This window comes from Microbispora triticiradicis (assembly GCF_005864065.1).
GTDB lineage: Bacteria > Actinomycetota > Actinomycetes > Streptosporangiales > Streptosporangiaceae > Microbispora > Microbispora triticiradicis.
In genome coordinates this window covers 1-23849 of the sequence record NZ_VANP01000020.1, presented here as the reverse complement: position 1 = coordinate 23849, position 23849 = coordinate 1, and the positions used below count along the sequence as shown (strand labels likewise).

Annotated in this window: 24 protein-coding genes and 2 riboswitches; of the genes, 17 read left to right on the top strand and 7 right to left on the bottom strand. The window is 71.7% G+C overall.

Features of this window, described 5'->3' with window-relative positions:
- The first annotated feature begins 19 nt into the window (after positions 1–19).
- The 4 genes from FED44_RS32565 to FED44_RS32550 are packed head-to-tail and all read left to right on the top strand — an operon-like array spanning position 20 to position 1776.
- Positions 20–451 (top strand): nuclear transport factor 2 family protein, encoded by a 432-nt coding sequence (locus tag FED44_RS32565; RefSeq protein ID WP_111701853.1) that lies wholly within the window; start codon positions 20–22, stop codon positions 449–451.
- Positions 448–813: a dihydroneopterin aldolase gene (folB, locus tag FED44_RS32560; RefSeq protein ID WP_111701851.1), complete on the top strand. Its 366-nt coding sequence runs from the start codon at positions 448–450 to the stop codon at positions 811–813. Before FED44_RS32565 ends, folB begins: the two co-directional genes overlap by 4 nt.
- Positions 810–1310, top strand: a complete 501-nt coding sequence (gene folK, locus FED44_RS32555; RefSeq protein ID WP_111701849.1) for a 2-amino-4-hydroxy-6-hydroxymethyldihydropteridine diphosphokinase — start codon at positions 810–812, stop codon at positions 1308–1310. The genes folB and folK overlap by 4 nt, the downstream gene beginning before the upstream one ends.
- 16 nt (positions 1311–1326) lie before the next feature.
- Positions 1327–1776: a DUF3180 domain-containing protein gene (locus FED44_RS32550; protein ID WP_111701847.1), complete on the top strand. Its 450-nt coding sequence runs from the start codon at positions 1327–1329 to the stop codon at positions 1774–1776.
- A gap of 15 nt (positions 1777–1791) precedes the next feature.
- Here the strand turns inward: FED44_RS32550 and FED44_RS32545 are convergent, their stop codons facing one another.
- The gene (locus FED44_RS32545; protein WP_138463074.1) at positions 1792–2973 is read right to left on the bottom strand and encodes an NADH-quinone oxidoreductase subunit D; all 1182 of its coding nucleotides are present in this window, start codon (positions 2971–2973) and stop codon (positions 1792–1794) included.
- 54 nt (positions 2974–3027) lie between these two features.
- Complete coding sequence (locus tag FED44_RS32540; protein WP_244302455.1) at positions 3028–4302, bottom strand: aminotransferase class V-fold PLP-dependent enzyme; 1275 nt, start codon at positions 4300–4302, stop codon at positions 3028–3030.
- A 49-nt stretch (positions 4303–4351) separates the two neighbouring features.
- Positions 4352–4467, bottom strand: a riboswitch (SAM riboswitch).
- Positions 4468–4545: 78 nt separating this feature from the next.
- On the opposite strand from FED44_RS32540, the gene FED44_RS32535 reads away from it, so the two are divergent.
- Positions 4546–5745 (top strand): cytochrome P450, encoded by a 1200-nt coding sequence (locus FED44_RS32535; protein ID WP_222867928.1) that lies wholly within the window; start codon positions 4546–4548, stop codon positions 5743–5745.
- On the opposite strand, the gene FED44_RS32530 is transcribed toward FED44_RS32535, so the two are convergent.
- Entirely contained in the window at positions 5725–6042 is a 318-nt protein-coding gene (locus FED44_RS32530) for an antibiotic biosynthesis monooxygenase family protein (RefSeq protein WP_138463071.1), read from the bottom strand. The two genes, FED44_RS32535 and FED44_RS32530, sit on opposite strands and share 21 nt — an antisense overlap.
- Positions 6043–6051: 9 nt before the next feature.
- Positions 6052–7020, bottom strand: coding sequence for an SAM-dependent methyltransferase (locus FED44_RS32525; RefSeq protein ID WP_138463070.1), 969 nt, complete (start codon positions 7018–7020; stop codon positions 6052–6054).
- A gap of 206 nt (positions 7021–7226) precedes the next feature.
- Here FED44_RS32525 and FED44_RS32520 point away from each other — a divergent pair, with 206 nt between their 5' ends.
- Positions 7227–8117 (top strand): Rossmann-like and DUF2520 domain-containing protein, encoded by an 891-nt coding sequence (locus FED44_RS32520; RefSeq protein WP_111701837.1) that lies wholly within the window; start codon positions 7227–7229, stop codon positions 8115–8117.
- Positions 8108–8959, top strand: a complete 852-nt coding sequence (gene panC / locus FED44_RS32515; RefSeq protein WP_111701835.1) for a pantoate--beta-alanine ligase — start codon at positions 8108–8110, stop codon at positions 8957–8959. Before FED44_RS32520 ends, panC begins: the two co-directional genes overlap by 10 nt.
- On the opposite strand, the gene FED44_RS32510 is transcribed toward panC, so the two are convergent.
- Entirely contained in the window at positions 8949–9602 is a 654-nt protein-coding gene (locus FED44_RS32510; RefSeq protein ID WP_138463069.1) for a class I SAM-dependent methyltransferase, read from the bottom strand. The two genes, panC and FED44_RS32510, sit on opposite strands and share 11 nt — an antisense overlap.
- Before the next feature lie 64 nt (positions 9603–9666).
- On the opposite strand from FED44_RS32510, the gene FED44_RS32505 reads away from it, so the two are divergent.
- The 4 genes from FED44_RS32505 to lysS all read left to right on the top strand — a co-directional run bounded on the left by FED44_RS32505 (position 9667) and on the right by lysS (position 15432).
- Positions 9667–10317, top strand: a complete 651-nt coding sequence (locus tag FED44_RS32505; protein WP_138463068.1) for a TetR/AcrR family transcriptional regulator — start codon at positions 9667–9669, stop codon at positions 10315–10317.
- Between the two features lie 66 nt (positions 10318–10383).
- Positions 10384–12888 (top strand): L-aspartate oxidase, encoded by a 2505-nt coding sequence (locus FED44_RS32500; RefSeq protein WP_138463067.1) that lies wholly within the window; start codon positions 10384–10386, stop codon positions 12886–12888.
- Positions 12889–12895: 7 nt separating this feature from the next.
- Positions 12896–13678: a type III pantothenate kinase gene (locus FED44_RS32495; protein WP_111701827.1), complete on the top strand. Its 783-nt coding sequence runs from the start codon at positions 12896–12898 to the stop codon at positions 13676–13678.
- Positions 13679–13737: 59 nt separating this feature from the next.
- Entirely contained in the window at positions 13738–15432 is a 1695-nt protein-coding gene (gene lysS / locus FED44_RS32490) for a lysine--tRNA ligase (RefSeq protein WP_138463066.1), read from the top strand.
- Positions 15433–15635: 203 nt separating this feature from the next.
- Here lysS and FED44_RS32485 read toward each other — a convergent pair whose 3' ends face one another.
- Complete coding sequence (locus FED44_RS32485) at positions 15636–16559, bottom strand: NADP-dependent oxidoreductase (RefSeq protein WP_138463065.1); 924 nt, start codon at positions 16557–16559, stop codon at positions 15636–15638.
- Positions 16560–16654: 95 nt separating this feature from the next.
- Between FED44_RS32485 and FED44_RS32480 the strand changes: the two genes are divergently transcribed.
- Both FED44_RS32480 and FED44_RS32475 read left to right on the top strand, forming a co-directional pair.
- A complete protein-coding gene (locus FED44_RS32480; protein ID WP_111701821.1) occupies positions 16655–17065 on the top strand; it encodes a winged helix-turn-helix transcriptional regulator in 411 nt (136 codons plus the stop codon).
- 72 nt (positions 17066–17137) lie between these two features.
- Positions 17138–17386, top strand: coding sequence for a helix-turn-helix domain-containing protein (locus tag FED44_RS32475; RefSeq protein ID WP_111701819.1), 249 nt, complete (start codon positions 17138–17140; stop codon positions 17384–17386).
- Between the two features lie 78 nt (positions 17387–17464).
- Here FED44_RS32475 and FED44_RS32470 read toward each other — a convergent pair whose 3' ends face one another.
- Positions 17465–18505, bottom strand: coding sequence for a C40 family peptidase (locus tag FED44_RS32470; RefSeq protein WP_138463064.1), 1041 nt, complete (start codon positions 18503–18505; stop codon positions 17465–17467).
- Positions 18506–18572: 67 nt separating this feature from the next.
- Positions 18573–18726, bottom strand: a riboswitch (cyclic di-AMP (ydaO/yuaA leader).
- Between the two features lie 425 nt (positions 18727–19151).
- Between FED44_RS32470 and FED44_RS32465 the strand changes: the two genes are divergently transcribed.
- From FED44_RS32465 to FED44_RS32450, 4 genes are all read left to right on the top strand, one after another.
- Positions 19152–19703: an amino-acid N-acetyltransferase gene (locus tag FED44_RS32465; RefSeq protein ID WP_111701815.1), complete on the top strand. Its 552-nt coding sequence runs from the start codon at positions 19152–19154 to the stop codon at positions 19701–19703.
- Positions 19704–19849: 146 nt separating this feature from the next.
- Positions 19850–21328: an RDD family protein gene (locus FED44_RS32460; protein WP_138463063.1), complete on the top strand. Its 1479-nt coding sequence runs from the start codon at positions 19850–19852 to the stop codon at positions 21326–21328.
- Positions 21329–22691: 1363 nt separating this feature from the next.
- Complete coding sequence (locus FED44_RS32455) at positions 22692–23036, top strand: histone-like nucleoid-structuring protein Lsr2 (protein WP_111701811.1); 345 nt, start codon at positions 22692–22694, stop codon at positions 23034–23036.
- A gap of 488 nt (positions 23037–23524) precedes the next feature.
- A partial coding sequence (locus FED44_RS32450; RefSeq protein ID WP_279633920.1) for a Clp protease N-terminal domain-containing protein occupies positions 23525–23849 on the top strand: 325 nt, incomplete at its 3' end.

Genomic DNA, 23849 nt, shown 5'->3' with positions numbered 1-23849 from the left:
TATGCCGACAGGGACGCCCATGAAGGACATCGAGGAGCTCAACCAGGCGTTCTACAACGCCATCGAGGCGGGCGACCTCGACAGGATGTCGGAGATATGGATCGAGGACGTCCCGGGACGTCCGGCGCTGTGCGTCCATCCCGGCTGGCCCATGCTGAGCGGGCGGTCGGAGGTGCTGCGCTCGTGGGCGCTCATCATGGCCAACACGACGTACATCCAGTTCGTGCTGACCGACGTGCAGACCACCGTGCTCGGTGACGTCGCGGTGGTCACCTGCGCGGAGAACATCCTCACCGCCGCCGACAGCGACGAACCGGGTTTCGCCGCCGGCCGGGTCGTCGCCTCCAGCACCTATGTGCGGACCTCCGGGGGCTGGCGGTTGTGGCTCTACCACGGATCTCCGGTCCTGCAGAGCGACGACGAGGACGAGGAGGAGGACCAGGAGCAGTGAGCCGCGACGCGGTGCGGTTGACGGGGTTGCGGGCGCGCGGCAGGCACGGGTGCCTGCCGGCCGAGCGCGAGCTCGGCCAGGAGTTCGTGATCGACGTCTGCCTGCGTCTCGACACCGCCCCGGCGGCGGCGGCCGACGACCTCACCCTGACGGTCGACTACGGCGCGCTGGCACTGGAGCTCGTCCGGATCGCGGAGGGCGAGCCGGTCAATCTCATCGAGACCCTCGCCGAGCGGCTGGCGGCGGCCTGCCTGGCCCACGACATGGTCGAGGAGGCGGAGGTCAGCGTGCACAAACCGGCGGCGCCCATCCCGCTGCCGTTCGACGACGTGGTGGTGACGATCAGAAGGGGGCGCGCATGAGGGTCGTGATCGCACTCGGCAGCAACCTCGGCCGGCGCATCGAGAACCTCCAGGGCGCCGTCGACGCGTTGTTCGACGCCCCCGGGCTCACGTTCGTGGCGGCGTCGCCGGTCTACGAGACCGAACCGGTCGGCGGACCCACCCAGGGCGCGTACCTGAACGCGGTGGTCGTCGCCGAGAGCATGCTCGACCCCCGCGCCCTGCTCGACCGGGCGCACAGCGTCGAGAACGCCTTCGGCCGTGAGCGCGCGGAGCGGTGGGGCCCCCGGACCCTCGACGTGGACCTGATCGCGGTCGGCACGCTGATGTCGGACGACCCCGAGCTCACCCTCCCGCATCCCCGCGCGCACGAGCGGGCGTTCGTCCTGGTGCCGTGGGCCCAGGCGGACCCCTCGGCGGTGCTGCCCGGGCGCGGGTCGGTCGCGGCCCTGCTGGCCGACCTGGACCAGAGCGGGGTGCGGCTGCGCACCGACCTCGTGCTCGAACCCCCGGCCTGACGAGGAGAGACCCCGCGTGAAGCCCAGCAATCCCGGCGTGCTCGTCGGTCTCGTGGTCGTGTTCGCCGTGATCACCTGGGGCCTGCTGCGGCAGTCCTACTCCGTGGTGCCCACACTGCCGTGGACCGCGGTGCCCACCGTGCTGCTGCTCGCGCTCGGTGAGGCGTACACGGGCTGGCTGACCCGGGCGAGGATCCTGCGCCGCCCGGACACCAAGCCCGTCGAGCCGCTCGCCGTCGCTCGACTGGCGGCGCTGGCCCAGGCCACCGCGTACGCGGGCGCGGCGTTCGCCGGGGTCTTCGCCGGTTTCGTCCTGCGTGTGCTGGACCTGCTCGACCTGGACAAGCCCCGCCAGGACGCGATCGTCGGCGGCGGGTCGTTCGTGGCGTGCGTGATCCTGATCTGCGCCGCGCTCTTCCTCGAACACTGCTGCCGGGTGCCCGGCAAGCCCAACGGGGAGAGCTGACCCCTGCCTACCGGCCTACTTGTCGATGTCGCCGACCACGAAGAACATCGATCCGAGGACCGCGATCAGGTCGGCGACCGAGTGGCCGGGCAGCATCTCGCGGAGCACCTGGACGTTGTTGTAGGAGGCGCTGCGCAGCTTGAGCCGCCAGGGGGTCTTCTCGCCGCGTGACACCAGGTAGTAGCCGTTGAGGCCGAGCGGGTTCTCCGTCCAGGCGTACGTGTGGCCCTCCGGCACCTTGAGCACCTTCGGCAGGCGCTGGTTGATCGGGCCGGGCGGCAGGTGGCGCAGCCGCTCCACGCAGGCGTCGGCCAGGTCGAGCGACACCTTGACCTGGTCGAGCAGCACCTGGAACCTCGCCTGGCAGTCTCCCGCCGAGCGGGTCACGACCTTCACGGGCAGCTCGCCGTACGCGAGGTAGGGCTCGTCGCGCCGCAGGTCGAAGTCCACCCCCGAGGCCCGCGCGGCCGGGCCGCTCACGCCGTACTGCATGATCGTCTCACGGTCGAGCACGCCGACGCCGCGGGTGCGCGCCACGAAGATCTCGTTGCCCGCGACCAGCTCCTCGATGTCGGGCAGCCGCCGCCGCACGGCCGCCACGGCGGTGGTCACGCGGCCGAGCCAGCCCTCGGGCAGCTCCTCCTTCAGCCCGCCCACCCGGTTGAACATGTAGTGCATGCGGCCGCCGGAGATCTCCTCCATGACGTACTGCAGCGTCTCCCGCTCCCGGAAGGCGGGGAAGACCGGGCCGGCCGCGCCCAGCTCCAGCGGATGGCCGCCGAGGAACATCAGGTGGTTGAGCACGCGGTTGAGCTCGGCCAGCAGGGTCCTGGCCCACACCGCCCGCGGCGGGGGCTGCATGCCGATCATGCGCTCGACCGCGAGCACGACGCCCAGCTCGTTGGCGAACGCCGACAGCCAGTCGTGCCGGTTGGCCAGCACGATGATCTGCCGGTAGTCGCGCACCTCGAACAGCTTCTCCGCACCGCGGTGCATGTAGCCGACGATCGGCTCGGCGGCCACGATCCGTTCACCGTCAAGGACGAGCCGCAGCCGCAGCACCCCGTGCGTGGACGGATGCTGCGGCCCGATGTCGAGGATCAGGTCCTCCGTCGCGAGCCCTCCCGGCCGCACCGCGTCCGCCCCGGCCCCGATGCCCACCACTCGCTCGACACGCGGGCCGTCCTGCTCGGTCATACCGTCCATGCTTTCACGCCCGTCACCCACCGGCGAAAGCCACGGCGGTCGGGGTCAGGCGGGGGCGATGTCGCGGAGGGCGGTGATGAGGCGGTCGACGTGCTCCTCGGTCGTGCCGATGCCGATCGAGGCGCGTACGGCGCTCACCGTGCCGTCCGCGCAGCCCTCGTCCTCGGTGCCGCCGAGGAGGTGGCGGACGAACGGGTGGGCGCAGAACTTGCCGTCCCTGACGCCGATGCCGTGCTCGGCCGAGAGGATCTCGGCGACCTCCCGGGCCGGGCGGCCCTCCACGACGAACGACACGATCCCGACCCGCGGGTGGTCCGGGCCCCACAGCGACAGTTCGCGTACGCCGGGGATCGCGGCGAGCCCGGCGCGCAGGCGGGCGAGCAGCCGCTCCTCCTCCCGCACCAACGGAGTCCAGCCGGTCGCGGCCAGGGCGTCGCAGGCGGCGGCGAGCGCGACCGCGCCGAGCACGTTGGGCGTCCCCGCCTCGTGCCGCGCCTCGGGGTCGTCGCTCCACTCGGTGGTCTCGCCCACGGCTCGCACGGCTCCGCCGCCGCGCAGGTACGGGTCGGCGGCGGCGAGCCAGTCGGGCCGGCCGACGAGCACGCCCGCGCCGAACGGCGCATAGAGCTTGTGCCCGGAGAAGGCGACGTAGTCGAGGTCGAGCGCGGCGAGGTTGAGCCCGCGGTGGGGGACGAGCTGGGCGGCGTCCACGGCGATCCGCGCGCCGTGCCGGTGCGCGATGTGCGCGAGCCCGGCGATCGGCCACAGCTCTCCGGTGACGTTGGACGCGGCGGTCACGACGAGCAGGGCCGGGCCCTCGATCGCGGCGAGGGCCTCGTCGGCGGCCCGGACGGCCTCGCCGGGGAAGGCGGGCGGCGCGAGTCGTACGGCGTCGGTCCAGGGCAGCAGCGAGGCGTGGTGCTCGGTGCCGAACACGACGACCGTGGTGCCCTCGGGGAGGCTGCGGGCCAGCAGGTTCATCGCGTCGGTGGTGTTGCGCACGAAGACGAGGGCGTCGCCGGGGCGGGCGCCCACGAAGGCCCGCACGGTGTGCCTGGCCTGCTCGTACCGCTGGGTCGTGAGCTGCGAGGCGTAGCCCGCGCCCCGGTGCACGCTGGAGTAGGCCGGCAGCGCCGCCGCGACGGCGGCGTTCACCGGCTCAAGACAGGGCGCGCTCGCCGCGTAGTCGAGGTTCGCGTACGGCACGAGCCGGCCGCCCCGGACCGGGACCTCCAGGTCGGCGCCCACGACCACCGGTACGCGCACCGGCTCGGACACGGGGTTGGCGGGCTGCTGCGGGACGAAGGTGAGAGCGGACAACGCCAGGCCTCCTCGGGTCGGGGACCCCTGCCATGGCGTCGTACGGCGGAGCCCGCGCTTGCCCGGCGCACCGCGCGCCAGGCCCGGTCCTCACCCGGGGCACCCCGCCGCGAGCGCGAGGGTTGCCGGCCAGCAAGCCGGGGCTTGACGCTGGCACTCATGACCTGAGCGCACTATAACCCGGAGAACGGGCGATCCGGCAAGTCCCCTGGTGAGAGGCGCTTTACCGTTATGGTGTCCAATGTGAGGTTTGATCCCTGGAATCCGGAGTTCGTGGCTCACCCGTACGACGCCTACCGCGACCTGCGGGACAACGATCCGGTCAGCTTCTTCGAGCCGACCGGGCAATGGCTGGTCGCCCGGCACGCCGACGTCAACGCGCTGCTGCGCGACCGCCGCCTGGGCCGGTCCTACCTGCACACCGCCACGCACGAGGAGTTCGGCCGGGAGCCCGAGCCGGACTTCCAGGAGCCCTTCTGGCGGGTGATCCGGGCCGGGATGCTCGATGTGGAGCCGCCGGTCCACACCCGGCTGCGCCGCCTGGTGTCCAAGGCGTTCACGCCCCGGATGGTCGAGTCGCTGCGCCCGCGCGTACGGAGGATCGCGGCGGAACTGACCGAGGGGCTGGTCGAGCGCGGCGGCGGCGACCTGCTGGCCGAGGTGGCCGAGCCGCTGCCCGTCACCGTGATCGCCGAGATGCTGGGCGTGCCGGAGGCCGACCGCCACCTGCTGCGCCCCTGGTCGGCCGACATCTGCGGGATGTACGAGCTGAACCCGTCGCCGGAGGTCCAGCACACGGCCGTACGCGCGGCGACGGAGTTCGCCGGGTACCTGCGCGGGCTGGCCAGGGCGCGCAGGGAGCGGCCGGGCGACGACATGATCTCCGCGCTCGCGCAGGTGGTGGACGACGGGGACCGGCTCACCGAGGACGAGCTGATCGGCACCTGCGTGCTGCTGCTCAACGCCGGGCACGAGGCCACGGTCAACGCCACCGGCAGCGGGTGGTGGGCGCTGTTCCGCAACCCCGGCGAGCTGGAGCGGCTGCGCGCCGACCCCGGCCTGATGCCGGCGGCGGTCGAGGAGCTGCTGCGTTACGACACCCCGGCGCAGATGTTCGAGCGGTGGGTGCTGGAGGACGTCGAGGCCGGCGGGGTGACGATCCCTCGTGGTGCGGAGATCGCGCTGTTGTTCGGCTCGGCGAACCGGGACCCCGAGGTCTTCGACGACCCCGACCGTCTCGACGTCGGCCGGGCGGACAACCCGCACATCTCGTTCGGTGCGGGCATCCACTTCTGCCTCGGCGCCCCGCTCGCGCGGGTCGAGATGGCGGAGTCGTTCGGCGCGCTGCTGCGGCTGGCGCCCCGCCTGGAGCTCGCCGAGGAGCCGACCTGGAAGCCCAGCTACATCATGCGCGGCCTGGAGTCACTGAAGGTCGCCGTCTGACACGCTGACCGCGTGGTGGGTGACCGTGGTGTCGTAGCCGAGCAGGACGGCCTGGGCCGCGGGCTCGACGACGGCCGTCGCGGGGTCCTCCCCGGCGAAGCGGCGGATCGCGTCCATCGAGTCCCACAGGGTCATGACCTCGATCTCCACCCGGCCGCCGGCGTCGCGCCGCAGCAGGTAGGCGCCGCGGTGCCCGGCCACGCCGCGCAGGGAGGGCAGGACCGCCTCGGTGAAGTGCCGCTCGTAGCCGTTCGCGCCCTCCGGGGTCGCGCTCGCGCGCCAGATTCTCGCGATCATGATGTCTCCTCATCCACACCGGGACTGGCCGAGCCAGCCGAAGCCGCCGAGACCGGCGGGGTCGATGAGCTCGGCCTCCTGCGAGGCCCGGCCGAGCGCGCGTACGTAACCGGCGGGGTCGGCGGACGCGAGCGCGAGCGGCGGCCGGGCGCCGGTGACCCCCAGGTCGCGCAGGGCCTCCCGCTGCGTCGTGAGCGTGGTCGCCTCCGCGCCCGCCCGCTCGCCGGCCGCCGCGCAGGCGTCCAGCGCGACGTGGGCCGTGACGTCGCACGACCCGTCCGGTACGGCGGGCACCGGCGAGCCGTCGCGGTAGCCGGCCAGCGTGCCGAGGGCGGGGCGCCGCCCGGCGAGATGGGCGTAGTCCACGGCGACCGCCGTGCCGCGGGTCAGCCGCGCGATCACCCCGGCCCACGCCTCGTCGCGGGGGCGGCCGATCTCGGCGCGGTCCCCGACCGGGCCCAGCGGCCACCAGCGGTCCAGCCAGGCCAGGTCCTCCGGATCGGGGACGGGACCGGGCCGCTCCGCTCCGGTCGCCGGGTCGACGAGCACCAGCCGGGGGCCCGCGGGGGTCGCCTCGGCGACGTCGAGGGGCACGTTGTCCAGCCATTCGTTGGCGACCACGAGCCCGGTGACCCCGTACGGGACCTCCGGCTCCCAGACGACCCGGGGATCGAGGCCGCGGGGCCGGGGGGACAGGTCCACCGCGACGGCCCGCAGGCGCGCCGCGAGGTCCGGCGGCGCGGCGGCCACGACGCGGGCGGCCAGCAGGCCGTCGCCGCTGCCCACGTCCACGAAGTCGACCACGCCGGGGCGCCCGAGGGTCGCGTCGACCCGTTCCAGCAGGCGCAGCACCGCCTCGGCGAAGACCGGTGAGGCATGGACCGAGGTGCGGAAATGGCGGTCCGGGCGCTCCCGCAGGTAGAAGCCCTCCGCGCCGTAGAGCGCGCGCTCGACGGCCTCCCGCCAGGTCACCTCCACACCGCATCACGCTACCGACACGCGCGGGCCGTGGCGAAAATCAGTCACATTCGTACCTGTAGCTCAACATAGGCCCGTTAGAAACGGGACAAAATCCGACCGTCGGGCCCGTCGTGGTCATGCTCGGCATGGCCTGATCCGTGAGGCACGACCTGGCACCGGGCCGGCGGGAGCGCCGCCGCTACGCTGAACCGAGGGGAGGCGTCATGGACACAAGTGACCGCCCGGCGCGGCTCGCCGTGGGAGTGCTCGGCGCGGGACGGGTCGGCTCCGTGCTCGGGGCCGCGCTCATGCTCGCGGGTCATCGTGTGGTGGCGGCCAGCGGCGTGTCCGACGCGTCGCGCCGCCGCGCCGCCGACCGTCTCGGCCAGGCGCTCAGCAGGCCGGAGGAGGTCATCGCCAGGTCCGAGCTCGTGCTGCTGACCGTGCCGGACGACGTGCTGCCCGGCCTGGTCTCCGGCCTCGCGGCCACCGGCGCCGACCTGCGCGGCAAGCTGCTCGTGCACGCCAGCGGCGCGTACGGCCTCGGCGTGCTCGACCCCGCCGCCGAGGCGGGGGCGCTGCCGCTCGCGCTGCATCCGGTGATGACCTTCACGGGCCGGAGCGACGACCTGACCAAGCTCAACGGCTGCTCGTTCGGCGTCACCGCGCCGGACATGCTGCGGCCGGTGGCCGAGGCGCTGGTCATCGAGATGGGCGGCGAGCCGGTGTGGATCGCCGACCAGGACCGGCCGCTCTACCACGCCGCGATCGCCGGCGCGGCCAACCACATGGTGACGCTCATCGCCGAGTCGCAGGAGCTGCTCGCGAAGATCGGTGTCGAGCATCCCGGCCGCATGCTCGGGCCGCTGCTCGGCGCGGCCCTCGACAACGTGCTGCGTCTCGGCATCGGCGGGCTCACCGGGCCGGTCGTCCGCGGCGACGCGGGCACGGTGCGCAAACACGTGGACGCGCTCATCCTGGCCGCCCCCGAGGCCGCGGACGCGTACGTCGCCCTGGCGCGGCTCACCGCCGACCGGGCGCTGGCGGCGGGGCTGCTCAAGCCGGAGGCGGCCGAACGCCTGCTGGATGCCCTGGGAGGGAACATATGGACGTGACCGTGGCCGCCGACCGGGCCGCCCTCGTCAAGGCGAGGGACTCTCTCGGCCCGGGAAGGATCGCCCTGGTCCCCACGATGGGGGCGCTCCACGAGGGCCACCGGTCGCTGGTCCGGCTGGCGCGTGAGCACGCCGACCACGTGGTGGTGAGCGTGTTCGTCAACCCTCTGCAGTTCGGTCCGCACGAGGACTTCTCCCGCTATCCCCGCACGTTCGACGCCGATCTCCGGGTGTGCGAGGAGGAGGGCGCGGGCGTGGTCTTCGCGCCCTCGGCCGAGGACATGTACCTGCCCGACCGGCAGGTGGAGGTCTCGGCGGGCGGCATGGGCGGGACGGCCGAGGGCGCCTTCCGCCCGGGCCACTTCGACGGCGTGCTGACCGTGGTGCTCAAGCTGTTCAACCTCGTGCGGCCGGACGTCGCGGTATTCGGGCAGAAGGACGCCCAGCAGCTCGCGCTGATCCGGCGGATGACGGCCGACCTCGACGTCCCGGTGTCGATCGTGGCCGCCCCGACCGTACGGGAGCCCGACGGGCTGGCGCTGTCGAGCCGCAACCGGTACCTCTCCGAGGACGACCGCCGTACGGCCCTCGCGCTGTCGCGGGCGCTGAGTGCCGGTGCGGCGCGGGCCAGGACCGGGCCGGCCGGGGTCCTCGACGCGGCCAGGGCCGTGCTGGAGGAGGCGGCCCGGTTCGACCCGCCGCTGCTGCTCGACTACCTGATCCTGGCCGACCCCGCGACGTTCGCGCCGGTGGGCGGCGACCACCGCGGCGAGGCGGTCCTGGCCGTCGCCGCCAAGGTGGGCACCACCCGCCTGATCGACAACATGGTGCTCACCCTGTAGGCGCGCGGAGCGTGAACCAGAAGGTGGGCACCGGGTTCGTGCCGGGTGTGGTGTCGACCAGCTCCCAGCCGGCGAACCGGGCGCGGAGCTCGTCGGCGGTGACACCGGAGATCGGGTCGTCGAACGCCTCGGGGCCGTACCCGAACATCAGCAGCCGTGCGCCGGGAGCGGCGCGGCGGGTGAGTCCGGCGACGTAGGCGTCGCGGCGGTGCGGCGGGATGCCGCAGTAGCAGCTCAGGTCGAAGAACAGCTCGAAGGGCCCGGGCGCGTCCAGCTCGTCGAGCCTGGTGGCGTCTCCGTGCAGCAGCCGTACGTCCACTCCCGCCGCCTCCGTCCTCTCCCGGGCCAGCTCGATCGCGCGGCCGACCAGGTCGACGGCCACGACCTCCCAGCCGTGCCGGGCCAGGTAGATCGCGTTGGTTCCGGTGCCGCAGCCGAGCTCCAGGGCGCGGCCGGGCGGCAGCGCATCGTGTCCCTCCCCGTGCCCCTCGACAAGGGCGACCAGCTCGGGCGGTGTCACGCCGGTGTCCCACGGCGGTTTTCCGGCGCGGTAGTACTCCTCCAGCGCTCGGCGCACCGCCTCCTCCTGATCCCGTCCGGCCTCGGCCCCGCCCGCGTCCCGGAGGGTGTTCGGCTTGTCCATCGGCTCTCGCTCCCCGTTTTTAGAGTTAAACTCTAGTGACGAACTCTAGAGATATACTCGCGCAATGGACACCGTCAAGCGGCCGGACAAACGGGCCGAGCGCTCACGCCGTACGCGGGAGAAGGTCATCCAGGCGGCGCGGGAACTGTTCGTCGCGCAGGGCTACGGGGCGACGAGCCTGCAGGAGGTCGCCGACCGGGCGGGCGTGGCCGTCCAGACGGTCTACTTCGTCTTCGGCAACAAGCGCACGCTGTTCAAGGACGTCGTCGACACGTCCATCGCCGGGGACACCGAGCCGGTGGCCACCATGGACCGTGAATGGTTCCGCGCCGCGTGTGCCGCGCCCACCGCGGCGGACCTGCTGGGCGCGCTTGTTCGCGGCACCGGCGAGATCCTCGGCCGGGTCGCCCCGATCATGCCGTTGATCGCGTCCGCCGCGGCCACCGATCCACAGATCGCCGCGCAGTGGCCCGACGGGCCCGATCCGCGCTACACCGTGCACCACGCGGCGGCCCAAGCGCTGGTCGGCAAACCCGGGGCCCGCCGCGACGTCTCCGTCGCGATGGCCGCGGACCTGCTGTTCTGCCTGCTCAGCCCGCAGCTGTACCTGCTCTTCGTGCAGGACCGCGGCTGGTCGCGGGACAGGTGGGAGGAATGGGCGTACGCCACTCTGGCCGCCCAGCTCTGCACCGGCCCCGCGGTACCCCCCTTCTAGGAGGGGGCGGGGCGGCAGCACTTGGCGGGGGGCGTTATCGTCATTATGACGAAAGGGGATCCCCTCATGGTGGCGCTCGCACGCAGACTCACCGCCCCCGCACCCGGCTGGACCGTCGAGGCCGACGCGGTCGTGATCGGTTCCGGTATCGCCGGCCTCACCGTGGCGCTGCGCCACGTCGAGCTCGACCCGCGGGCGCGGGTGCTGGTGGTCACCAAGGACGTCCTGTCGGCCGGGTCCACCCGCTGGGCCCAGGGCGGGATCGCCGCCGTCCTCGACCCCGAGGACACGCCCGACGAGCATCTCAGGGACACGCTCCTCGCGGGGGTCGGCCTCTGCGACGAGGAGGCCGTACGCGTCCTGGTCACCGAGGGCCCCGACGCGCTCAAGCGGCTGATGAGCCACGGCGCCGAGTTCGACCGGGACGTCGACGGCGGGCTCCAGCTCACCCGCGAAGGCGGCCACCGGCGCAACCGCATCGTCCACGCGGGCGGCGACGCGACCGGCGCCGAGGTGCAGCGGGCGCTGGCCGAGGCGGTGCTCGCCGAGCCCCGCATCGAGGTCATCGAGCACGCCCTCGCCCTCGACCTGCTCCTCGACGCCGAGGGTCACGCCTGCGGGGTCACGCTCCACGTGATGGGGGAGGGCGCCCACGACGGCGTCGGCGCCGTACGGGCCGGGGCCGTGGTGCTCGCCAGCGGCGGCATGGGACAGGTCTACGCGGCCACCACCAACCCCGTCGTGTCCACCGGGGACGGCGTCGCGCTGGCCCTGCGGGCCGGCGCGGTGGTCAGGGACATCGAGTTCGTGCAGTTCCACCCCACGGTCCTGTGGCTCGGGGAGGGCTCGACCGGTCAGCAGCCCCTCGTCTCCGAGGCCGTGCGCGGCGAGGGCGCGGTGCTGGCCGACGCGGCGGGCGAGCGCTTCATGCGGGGCGTCCACGAACTGGCCGACCTCGCGCCCCGCGACGTCGTCGCCAAGGCGATCATGCGGAGGATGCACGAGACCGGCGCCGACCACGTCTACCTGGACGCCACCGGCTTCGGCGAGGACAAGTGGCGGACCCGCTTCCCGACCATCCTCGCCGTCTGCCGGGAGCACGGCATCGACCCCGTCACCGAGCCCATCCCCGTCGCCCCCGCCGCCCACTACGCGAGCGGCGGCGTGCGCACCGACCTGCACGGCAGGACCAGCGTGCCCGGCCTGTACGCCTGCGGCGAGGTGGCCTGCACGGGCGTCCACGGCGCCAACCGGCTGGCTTCCAACTCCCTGCTCGAAGGGCTCGTCTACGGCGAGCGCATCGCCGCCGACCTGGCCGCGCGCGACCTGACGCCGCGTGAGCCCGCCGGACGGGACGACCGGCCGGAAGGGCTGGTGGACCCGCGTACCCGCGCCCGGATCCAGAGCCACATGAGCCGCGGCGCCGGGGTGCTGCGCGGCGACCGCAGCCTCGCGGAGGTCGCCCGCGCGCTCTCGGACGCCCGCTGGACCCCGGTCGCGGTCGAGCCCTGCACTGAGTCGTGGGAGGCGACCAACCTCCTCACGGTCGCGTCCGCGCTGGTTGCCGCGGCGACCGTGCGCGAGGAGACGCGCGGCTCGCACTGGCGGGAGGACCACCCCGACCGCGACGACGCCCGCTGGCGGGCGCACATCGACATCGCCCTGACGGCGGAAGGACTGACCTTGACGTACACGCCCCACGAGGCCCTGCGGACCGAACTGGACGAGAACGGCCTCGACCCGGACGCCGTGCTCGGCCTCGTCCGCGCCGCCCTGGACGAGGACCTGGCCGGGGGACAGGACGTCACCTCGGTCGCCACGATCCCGGCGGACCAGCGCGCGGTCGCCGACGTGGTGGCGCGGAAGGAGGGCGTGGTCGCCGGCCTGGCCGTGGCCGAGGCCGTCTTCCGCCAGGCCGCCGGGGGAGCCGAGGTCGAGCGGCACGCCGCGGACGGCGACCGCGTGCGCCCCGGCGACGTGGTGATGACCGTGCGCGGCGCCACCCGCGACCTGCTCACGCTGGAGCGCACCGCGCTCAACTTCCTCACCCACCTGTCCGGCGTCGCCACCCAGACCCGGCGCTGGGTGGACGCCGTCGAGGGCACCGGCGCCCGCGTGCGCGACAGCCGCAAGACCCTCCCGGGCCTGCGCGTCCTGGAGAAGTACGCCGTGCGGGCGGGCGGCGGCGTGAACCACCGGATGGGCCTGCACGACGCCGCGCTCATCAAGGACAACCACGTCGTGGCCGCCGGAGGCGTCGCGGAGGCCTTCCGCGCCGTACGGCAGGCCTTCCCCGGCCTGCCCATCGAGGTCGAGGTGGACCGGATCGACCAGATCGAGCCGGTCCTCGCCGAGGGCGCCGACGAGATCCTGCTCGACAACTTCACGGTGGACCAGCTCGCCGAGGCCGTACGCCTCGTGGCCGGCCGGGCGCGGCTGGAGTCGAGCGGCGGGCTGACCCTGGACGCGGCCCGCGCGGTCGCGGAGACCGGGGTCGACTACCTGGCGGTCGGCGCGCTCACCCACTCGGCCCCGGCACTCGACCTGGGTCTAGATCTTCGTGAGGCATAATCGGGGGATGCTGCTCACCATCGACGTCAGCAACACCCATACGGTGCTGGGCCTGTTCGAGGGTGAAGAGGTCATCGAGCACTGGCGGATCGCGACCGACCCCCGCCGCACGGCGGACGAGATCGCGGTGGTGCTGCAGGGCCTGCTCGGGCAGTCGCCGTTGCTCAAGGACGCCGACATCAGCGGCATCGCGATCTGCTCCACGGTCCCGTCGGTGCTCAACGAGATGCGGGAGATGTCCCGGCGCTACTACGGCGACGTCACGGCGGTGGTCGTCGAGCCGGGCGTCCGCACCGGCGTGCCGGTCCGGATGGACAACCCCAAGGAGGTCGGCAGCGACCGCATCGTGAACGCGCTCGCCGCCACCACCCTGTACGGCGGGCCCTGCGTGATCGTCGACTTCGGCACGGCGACCTCCTTCGACGCGGTCTCGGCCCGGGGCGAGTACGTCGGCGCGGTGACCGCCCCCGGCCTGGAGATCTCGGTGGACGCGCTGGCCACGGCCGGGGCGCAGCTCCACAAGGTCGAGCTGGTCCGGCCGAGGTCGGTGATCGCCAAGAACACCGTGGAGGCGCTCCAGTCGGGCATCCTCTACGGCTTCGCCGGGCTGGTCGACGGGATCGTGGACCGCATGACCGCCGAGCTGGCCGCAGACCCCGACGACGTCACCGTGGTCGCCACGGGCACCGGCGCGCCGCTCGTCATCGGCGAGGCCCGCACGATCGACGTGCACGAGCCCTGGCTCACGCTCATCGGCCTGCGGCTGGTCTACGTCCGCAACACGTCCTGACGACTCCCTCGGGTACGGGACCATAGAAGGCAGGATCCCGTTTCGAGAGGACTGACGTGATGGACGCCGACTGGGTGGCGCGTTTCGCCGATGAGGTCATCGCCGAGGCCGAACGGCGCGCACCGGGCAAACCCGTCGTCTGCGCGTCCGGCCTCAGCCCGTCCGGCCCGATCCACCTGGGCAACCTGCGCGAGGTAATGACCCCGCACCTGGTGGCCGACGAGATCAGGCGGCGCGGGCACGAGTGCGTGCACATCATCTCGTGGGACGACTTCGACCGCTTCCGCAAGGTCCCCGCGGGCGTCGACCCCGCCTGGAACGAGCACATCGGCAAGCCGCTGACCACCGTCCCGGCTCCGCCCGGCAGCGAGTACCCGAACTGGGCCGAGCACTTCAAGGCGCCGATGATCGCCGCGCTGGCGGAGATGGGCGTGGAGTTCCACGGCATCAGCCAGACCGAGATGTACACCTCGGGGGCGTACCGGGAGCAGGTGCTGCTCGCCATGCGGGAGCGGCGGCGGATCGACGCGATCCTCGACCAGTACCGCACCAAGAAGGCCAAGGTCAAGGAGGTCCTCGACGCCGACGAGGCCGCCGCCCTGGAGGGCTCGGGGGCCGCGAGCGAGGACGACGGCTCCGGCGCGGGGGGTTACTACCCCTACAAGCCGTACTGCTCGTTCTGCGACCGCGACCTGACCACGGTCACGTCGTACGACGACGAGACCACCGCGTTGTCGTACACCTGCGTCTGCGGGCACGGCGAGACCGTCCTGCTGTCCGAGCACACCCGCGGCAAGCTGGTGTGGAAGGTCGACTGGCCGATGCGCTGGGCGTACGAGGGCGTGGTCTTCGAGCCGTCGGGCGTCGACCACAGCTCGCCGGGCTCGTCGTTCGTCGTCGGCGGCCAGATCATCCGCGAGGTGTTCGGCGGGCAGCAGCCGATCGGGCCGATGTACGCCTTCGTCGGCATCAGCGGCATGGCCAAGATGAGCAGCTCCAAGGGCGGCGTGCCGACCCCGGCCGACGCTCTGTCGATCATGGAGCCCGCGCTGCTGCGCTGGCTGTACGCCCGCCGCCGCCCCAACCAGTCGTTCAAGATCTCCTTCGACCAGGAGATCCAGCGGATGTACGACGAGTGGGACACGCTCACCAGGAAGGTCACGGAGGGGACGGCGCTGCCGGCCGACCAGTCGGCCTACCGCCGGGCGTCGAGCACCGCGTCCGCGACGCTGCCCGACACGCCGCGCCGGCTGCCGTACCGGACGCTCGCCTCGGTGGTCGACATCGCGACCGGCCACGAGGAGCAGACGCTGCGCATCCTGCGCGCCTTCGACCCGGAGATCGGCGGGCTGGACGAGCTGCGGCCGCGGCTCGACCGCGCCCGGCACTGGGTGAACACCTACCTGCCCGCGGAGGAGCGCACGCAGGTGCGCGAGACGCCCGACAAGGAGCTTCTCGACACGCTCGGCGAGGCGGAGCGGGAGTCGCTGCGCCTGCTGCTCGACGGTCTCGACGACCACTGGTCGCTCGACGGCCTGACCACGCTCGTCTACGGCGTGCCGAAGGTGCTGGCCGGGCTGGAGATGGACGCCAAAGCGGCCACGCCGGAGCTGAAGGCCGCCCAGCGAGCGTTCTTCGCCCTGCTCTACCGGCTGCTCGTCGGCCGCGACACCGGCCCGCGCCTGCCCACGCTGCTGCTGGCGGTGGGCCGCGACCGGATTCGCGAGCTGCTCGACGCGGGCCGCGCCGCCTGACCCTGACCGCCTGATCCGCTGACCGTCCCGCTTCGCCGCGGTCCGTTCGCCGCCCTGACCGTGTTCCGGCCCTGTGCTTGCCCTGTGCCGGCCGTGTCCGGGGGGCGAGCGGCCGGGCCGGACGGCATCCCCGTCCGGCCCGGCCCGGCCGTGTGCCGGTCTCGCGTGCCGGTCTCCTGTGCCGGTCTCGTGCGCGGGGGGTGTCAGGGGGTCAGCACCAGGCGTCCGCGCACGCCGCCCCGGACGAGCCGCTCGTGGGCCTCGGCCGCGCGGTCCAGCGGGTGGACACCGGCGACCCGTGTCGTGAGCCGGCCCGCCTCGGCCAGCCTGACGACGTCCCTGAGCTGCGCCGCGTCGGCCCGGACGAACACCGTGGAGGCGCGGATTCCGCGCAGCGGGAGCGGGGCCTGCCCCGCGCCGACGGCGACGAACACGCCTCCGTTACGCACCGCGTCCAGCGCGGGCAGGCCGACGACGGCCGCGTCCACCACTCCGTCTACGCCGCCCGGAACGACGGCCCGTACGGCGCCGGCCAGATCGGCGCCCCTCGCGACGAACCACTCCGCGCCGAAGCCGCGGACCAGCGCCTCGTCTCCGGGCGCGGCGACGGCGGCGACCCTGATGCCCCGCAGGGCCGCCAGTTCCACCAGATATCCGCCGAGGCCCCCGGCCGCCCCCGTCACGAGCAGGCTCGCGCCTTCGGCGAGCCCGGCGAGGTCGAGCGCCTGAACGGCGGTCAGTGTGTTGAGCGGCAGCGTCGCCGCCTCGACGGCGGGCATCCCCGCGGGCGCGGGCGCGACGGCGTGCTCGTCCAGCACGACCAGTTCGGCCTGGGCCTTGATCGGGTCCGTCAGCCGGTCCGACAGGCCGATGACCCGATCGCCCGGGCCGGCCGCCGTCACCCCCGGTCCCACCCGGTCGATCACCCCCGCCACGTCCCAGCCCAGGGCGTACGTGTCGAGCCGGGGCGTGAGCCCGTAATCGGGAAGGGCGCCGGAGACCGTGAAGAGATCGATCGGGTTGACGGCCGCCGCCTCCACCCGGATCCGCACCTGGCCCGGCCCCGGCTCGGGCTCGGGCACCTCGGCCACCTGTACGACTCCGTCCCGCCCCACCAGTGCTCTCATGTGTCCTCCTCTCCGTACGACAGGAGGTTATGGAGAGTTACTCTCTTGCGGTAAGGAGGCACCCGCAAGTGCGTAACGGAGGCGGAGGGAAGATCATGCCCACCCGGACGGCGGCCCAGCGGCGGGAGGAGGCGCGGCGGCGGTACGACGCGTACGTGGCGACCTGCCCGTCCCGGCAGTTGCTCGACGCGCTCAGCGACAAGTGGGTGAGTCTCGTGCTGACCGCGCTCGCTCGCGGGTCCCTCCGCTACAGCGAACTGGCGAGGACGATCGCCGGGGTGAGTCAGAAGATGCTCACGCAGACGTTGCGGACGATGGAACGCGACGGACTGGTCTCGCGTACGGTCACCCCGTCGGTGCCGGTACGAGTCGACTATCGGCTCACGCCCCTGGGTGAGAACCTGATGCCGCTGATGGAAGCGATCAAGAATTGGGCGGAGATCCACATGGAGGACGTGGAGGCCGCAAGGGAGGCGTATGACCGGCGGCCCGCCGCCGCACCTTGACGGCCTTCAGCAAAGGCGTTTACCGTCCCTGGAGGGTGGGCCGACGAATCATCGTCGTGGGGAGGGCGGACGATGGGTTATCCGGAGGTCGTCTACCGGGGTGAGGATCTCGCCTCGGACCTTGAGCGTGCCGGTCTCACCGAGGAGGACCTACTGCTGCTCGCCGAGCTGGCGAAGGGCGTCACCGCCGACCGGGTGGGCCGCAGCCTCGACGTCAGCGGACGTACGGTGCGGCGGCGGCTGCGCTGCATCTGCGACCGGATCGGCGTGGCGACCGCCATCGAGGCCGTCGCCTGGGCCGCCCGCCGCCGTCTCATCTGAGCACGTCCCGAACTCGTCCGGCCGCGCACGCGGGCGCGGCCGGTGAACGGTGGTCGTGCACGCCGACCATCCGTGTGATCAGTCGGCGACGCGCACGCCGCCCGCGAACGGCCGTCCGGCGATCTTCGCGATGTGGATGACGTCACCGGTGCGCGGCGCGTGGACCATGTAGCCGCCGCCGATGTAGAGACCCACGTGGTGCAGGTCGGAGTAGAAGAACACGAGGTCGCCGGGGCGGAGCTGGTCGCGGGAGATGTGCGTGCCGGCCGTCCACTGGTCGCCCGTGTAGTGGGGCAGGCTGATGCCGACGGACTGGTAGGCGGCCATCACCAGGCCGGAGCAGTCGAACGAGCGCGGCCCTTCCGCGCCCCAGACGTACGGCTTGAGCTGCTGCGCGAGGGCCCAGCGCGCCGCCTGGGCGGCCTTGCCGCCCCCCACGATGGGGAACGACATCTTCCTGCGCGTCTCGGTGCCGACCTCTCGCGAGACCTGCCGGTAGAGGCTGCTCTCGGTCTTCTTGATCAGTTTCGTGATCTTGTCGCGCCGCGTGTCGAGGCCGTCCAGCAGCTTCCTGACCTCGCTCTGGCGGGCGGCGGCGCTGGACTTGGCCCGCGCGGCGGCGTCCATCGCCTTGCTGACCTCCGCGACCTCCTGGCTCTGCTGTAACTCCAGCGCGTACGTCGTGGAGGCCTGGTCGAGGTACTGCCGCGGGTCCGTGGACTTCACGAGCACCAGGGCGTTGCCGAGCCCGTTGGTCATGTAGGAGTGCTGGGCGAGGGCGCTCGCCCTCTGCCGGCGGGTCTCCAGTTCGGCCTCGCTCTTGGCGAGGTTCTTCTTGGCGAGATCGGCGGACCGCTCGGCCGCCTTCAGACGCACCCGCTCGCCGTTGTACTGCTCGGTGAGTGTCTCGATTTCGCTGTAGAGGTCCTCCACCTCCGCGGCGAGCTCCTTGAGGCTCGGCTTCGGGTCGGCGGTCGCGCGGACCACCGGAGCGCCGAATGTGACCGCGGCGAGCGCGACTCCGACGAAGGTGAACCGCCGGATGGCACCCGGACCGGCCGGGCCGGGTCCGGGCCGTCGGCGACGGGCGTGCCTGCCCGCCTGCCGTCCTCCACGCATGCGCAACCGAGCTCCTCTCCCATAGGTGCCCCCGCATCGGCCGGCGTCGTCGTGACGGGTCGTGCGGCTGGGCACTGCCGAGCGCCTGCCGGGTTAGCTGACGGGTTCGGGCCGGAGCAGCCCTACCTTGCGGATTCACCCCTGGACGATCTGAACCTGAACCGATCCTGATCCCATGGATTGGGTCCCCGGCTCCTCTCCGCACCCGGCCCCCGACAGGGTTCGGGCACCGGTGCTTCGAGGATTCGGCGCCCGATCGTCGAGATCGCTCACGACGATCGGCATCGTCGCTGGACGATAGTGCACCCTGAGTTGTTGCTCAACCAGAACTCGCAAACCCGTCTACGTTTCACAACCAAATGATCACGCTAGGGTCACGAGTTGATCAGTGATACCGGCTGGTCTACCTGGGTTTGTGGTGCTTTGGTGACGTATGAGGTGCTGGTCGGAAGCAGAGAAAATCGATGCGCGGCCAGGCGTGCGCCACGGGGCCCGATCCGGCGTCGATCCGTATTCCGGTGGCTACAGAACGTCAGGCGCGATGTCGGACGGGCCGTTTGGGGTTGACCGTAAATCGGAGCCGCCTTCGCCGATCCGCGCGCGACGGGCGAGGGGGACGGCGGGAGGGGCACTAGGCTGGCCGTTCATGGAGCAGGTCGCCGCACAGACACCGAGCGGATCCGGCGCCAGGGGCGTTATGGTGCGCCGGGCCAGGACCCCGGACGTCAGGGCGATCCGCCGCCTCGTCGACGCGTACTCGGGCGTCGGGCCGCGCCTGCTGAAGAAGAGCACGGTCACGCTGTACGAGGACGTCCAGGAGTTCTGGGTCGCGGAGATCGGCGGAGAGGTCGTCGGCTGCGGCGCGCTGCACGTGCTCTGGGAGGACCTGGCCGAGATCAGGACCGTCGCGGTGGATCCGGCGGTGCGCGGTGGAGGCGTCGGCTACCGGATCGTCGCCTCGCTCATCGACGCCGCGCGCGGCCTCGGCGTACGCAGGGTCTTCTGCCTCACGTTCGCCGTGGACTTCTTCGCGCGCCATGGTTTCACCGAGATCCAGGGCACCCCCGTGTCACCCGAGGTGTACGCGGAACTCCTCGCGTCGTACGACGAAGGCGTCGCCGAGTTCCTCGACCTGGAGCACGTCAAGCCGAACACACTGGGGAACACGCGAATGCTGCTGCATCTCGATCGCCATTGAGTCATAATGCCGACATTGGTGGCTGATCTTGACGGTCATGGTCAGTCGCTGCAAAGGTGACTGTTGATACGCGTGTCGCTACTTTTGGCGGTATCAGCGTGTGCTACTGAGATGCGGCGCATGCGTCTTCGAAACGAGGTGACACGGTGAGCACCGGACAGCCGCCGTACCCCCAGGACGAGTCGGACGGGACGCCACCGCCGCCTTCGAACCACGGGTACAACCCGGACAGACCTTCCCAGGACTACGACCCCGAGGCCACGGTCGTCGGCTATCGGGCACAGCAGACGGGCCCGCAGCAGACTCCCGGCCAGACCCCCGGCCAGGACTCCGGCCAGGGCGGATACGGACAGCAGCAGTACGGCCAGTCTTCACAGGGCGGATACGGCCAGCAGGGTTATGGCCAGGAGACGGGCCCGCAGGGCTATGGCCAGCAGTACGGTCAGCAGGCTCCGCAGCAGGGCTACGGTCAGCAGCAGTACGGCCAGCCTTCGCAGGGCGGATACGGCCAGCAGGGTTATGGCCAGGACACCGGCCCGCAGGGGTACGGCCAGCAGGCTTCACAGCAGGGCTACGGCCAGCAGCAGCACGGTCAGTCCTCCCAGGGCGGTTATGGCCAGCAGGGTTATGGCCAGGAGACGGGCCCGCAGGGCTATGGCCAGCAGCAGTACGGCCAGCAGGCCCCGCAGCAGGCGTCGCAGCAGGGCTATGGCCAGCAGTACGGTCAGCAGGCTCCGCAGCAGGGCTACGGTCAGCAGCAGTACGGTCAGTCCTCCCAGAGCGGGTACGGCCAGCAGCAGGGTTACGGCGAGCAGCAGGGTTACGGCGAGCAGCAGGGTCAGCCGACGGGCGGCTACGGCCAGCAGTCGCAGGGGGGCTACCAGCAGTACGGCCAGCAGACCGGCCCCCAGGCATCCGGCTCGCAGGCGTACGGCCAGCAGGGCTACGAGCAGCAGGGTTACGGCCAGCAGGCTCCGCAGCAGGGCTACGGCCAGCAGCAGTACGGCCAGCAGCAGTACGGCCAGCCCGGCTACGGCGGCGGGCAGGCCACGCCGGGGTACGGCCAGCCCGCCTACGGACAGTCGTACGCGCCGCAGGGGGCGATCCCGCCCGGCGCGCCGGCCCCGCTGGCGGAGTGGTGGCAGCGCCTCGTCGCCCGGCTGATCGACGGTGTCGTCGTCGGGATCCCCTACATGATCCTCAGCGCCGTCATCGGGGGCTTGGTGTTCACCGCCGCCAGCATCGACCCGACGACCGGCGTCACGACCCTGGAGAGCGGGGCCTTCCTGGCCGCGCTGCTCGTCGCCGTGCTGGGGGGCGTCGTGATGGCCGTCTACGAGTTCTTCATGCTGCGCTCACGCGGGCAGACCCTCGGCAAGATGGCGATGGGCATCAAGGTCGTCCCGGTCGGCGGAACGCTGACCGCGGCGGGGCTGCCCCAGGACGCGGCGATGAAGCGCGCCGGAGTGCTCTTCGCCTTCCAGTTCCTGTCGTGGATTCCCTTCATCAAGTACCTCGCGAACCTGGCCGCCCTTCTCAACGTGCTCTGGCTGCTGTGGGACAAGCCGCTGCAGCAGGCTTTGCACGACAAGGTCGCCAACACCGTGGTGGTCAAGGTCAAGTAATGACCGCGGACGGGGCCGATGGTGTGGACCATCGGCCCCGTTTTTCGTATGGCGTGACGGTTCCGGGCGTCGACGGCGCCTGCTCCGGAAAATTCGGTAACGGAACCACCCGGACATGCCATGCTTGGCGGACCGGCGGACCCGCCCGAGAGATGGCAATGACCGCGACACCGCCACGTCAATCCTTCCGGTCGACCGCCGTCACCCCGCTCCGGGCCATATCCGGCCGGAGCGGCTTATGGAACCCGCTCGACGCTCTTATGGGCCCGAAGGCGGCGCACCGGCCCTTATGGGCTCCTCCGCCCGCCCGGCCCCGGCGAGCCCCGGTGCCGACGCCCGAAACGGCGGGCCGTTTGGCCGCGCGAAACCTTAGGCGGGCCCGGCCGGCGGGGGCGGCCATGCGTTTGTGGCGCGGCCGGTTAAATCGATCTTCGGGCCGCCCGGGCAGTGGATCTTGTCGGGATGCGGTGCGGTCCTCTCTTTTTGCGAGCCTTCCCGGCACCGAGGATCTGTTTTAGACGCGCGTATATCCCGTCAAGGGTGCGCCGGTCGTACCAGAAGGGTCACGGTGGTCATGAAGATCCGAGTGCCGGGGGACGCGGCGTCCCCTCGTTTCAGTGACGCTCATCAACGGTACGGCGTGCCGGGACGGACCTATTGTGTGAGAGTTGTGTGAGAGTCGGATGGAGAGCCGGAAGGAGAGGCGGACAGAGTGGCTGACAGAGTGGCGGATTGCTGGTTCAGCCTTGTCGCCGCGCCTTCGTGGCGCTGGCTGACAACGCTCTGACCTGCGGCTTCGCCGCTACGAGCCAAGCGTCCGGCCGAGTGGGAGCCCTTGCCGTCCCGCCGTGAGTAGTGGCCGCGGGCGGCCGAAACATCGGGCCGGACGGCTTCCGGTGACCGTCCGGCCCGACATTTGGGTACGATTTCGTGGAGCATCCGGTAAGGCCGCTGGAGAGACGAGGATTAGGCTGCCACCCCCGGGGCACCCCGGAAGGCGCGCCTGACCCTCCCGGCGCTATGGTCGTATGAGGGCGACCGGCCCGGCAAGAGGGCCCGGGACCTCGGCGCGTCCTCGGAATTTCCTCGGGTGCACCTAATGACACCCCGGCACGAGCGAGGCAGAATGTCAGAGGTATTGTCCGCCTTGATACCTTCCGTGGTCGTCGCCGGCGCGGTCGTCTACGGCATCGTAAAGTTGGTACGTTCCGACGCGGCGGGTCTCCGCCCGGCTCGGGAGCCACGCGAGAAGTCACCGGACTCAGGAGTTCCTGAGAATCCGCAATCTTGAATTGTCAGCCGGGGGAAACCGGGTATATGTTTGGCTGACGAATCAAACTATGGGCTGCGAAAGGATTGCCGGATGGCCAAGCACACGCAGGTGATTCTCATCGACGATCTCGATGGCGGCGAGGCCAATGAGACGGTCACCTTCGCGATTGACGGCACGTCATATGAGATTGACCTGAGCGACGGCAACGCGAAGCGGCTTCGCGACGCGCTGTCGCCTTTCGTCGGCAGCGCGCGGCGCGCGGACAGCGGGCAGGCCCGCGGCCGCCGTCGCGGTGCGGGCGGCGGGGGTCAGCGAGCCATGACCCGCGAGAAGAGCGCGGAGATCCGCGCGTGGGCCAAGTCGCACGGACACCCCGTGAGCGAGCGCGGCCGAATCGCCGCCTCGATCGTCCAGGCGTACGAGGACGCGCACTAGGCGGGGTCGGGTGCGATCCGGGTCGCACCTGCCGGACCTTCACCCGTCGCGGCCGGCCGGGTGGCGCCTCGCCAGGCGCCGACGGCGAATGCCGCGGGTGAAGCGCGGAGTTCGCGCGGGACCGGAGTGGCCCTCTGCTCTGCTTTGGGCTCCTCCGTCGCATTGTGATGCATCCCGCCAGGCCGGTCCTCGGTGTGGCGTGATCCGCGGGATGGTCCGTAACCGCATCTTCGATCGCGCGGTTATCCGGTTCGTCGGAGGACCTGACGATCGCATAACCGCGCGATTGTGTTTGCGCTCCCTAAAACCTCGTTCGCTTGCGGCGTATCGGGAACATGTCACCCCCGGCAGGGGGTTGGATAGAGCGTGAACGCCCTGCGCTTGGGGAACCCTTCCGCCGAGGACCGGGTCGCTGGGTCGGGGCTACCGTGCGGGACGGCGTGCCGGATCTCCCGGATTCGCCTGACCGCTCTGTGAGGAGCGACGACATGTTCGAGAGGTTCACCGACCGTGCGCGGCGGGTTGTGGTCCTGGCCCAGGAAGAGGCCCGGATGCTCAACCACAACTACATTGGTACCGAGCACATTCTTCTTGGCTTGATCCATGAGGGCGAAGGTGTGGCGGCCAAGGCTCTGGAGAGCCTGGGGATCAGCCTCGAGGGGGTGCGCCAGCAGGTCGAGGAGATCATCGGCCAGGGGCAGTCGGCGCCGTCGGGGCACATTCCCTTCACTCCGCGTGCCAAGAAGGTGCTCGAGCTGTCGCTTCGTGAGGCGTTGCAGCTTGGGCACAACTACATCGGCACCGAGCACATCC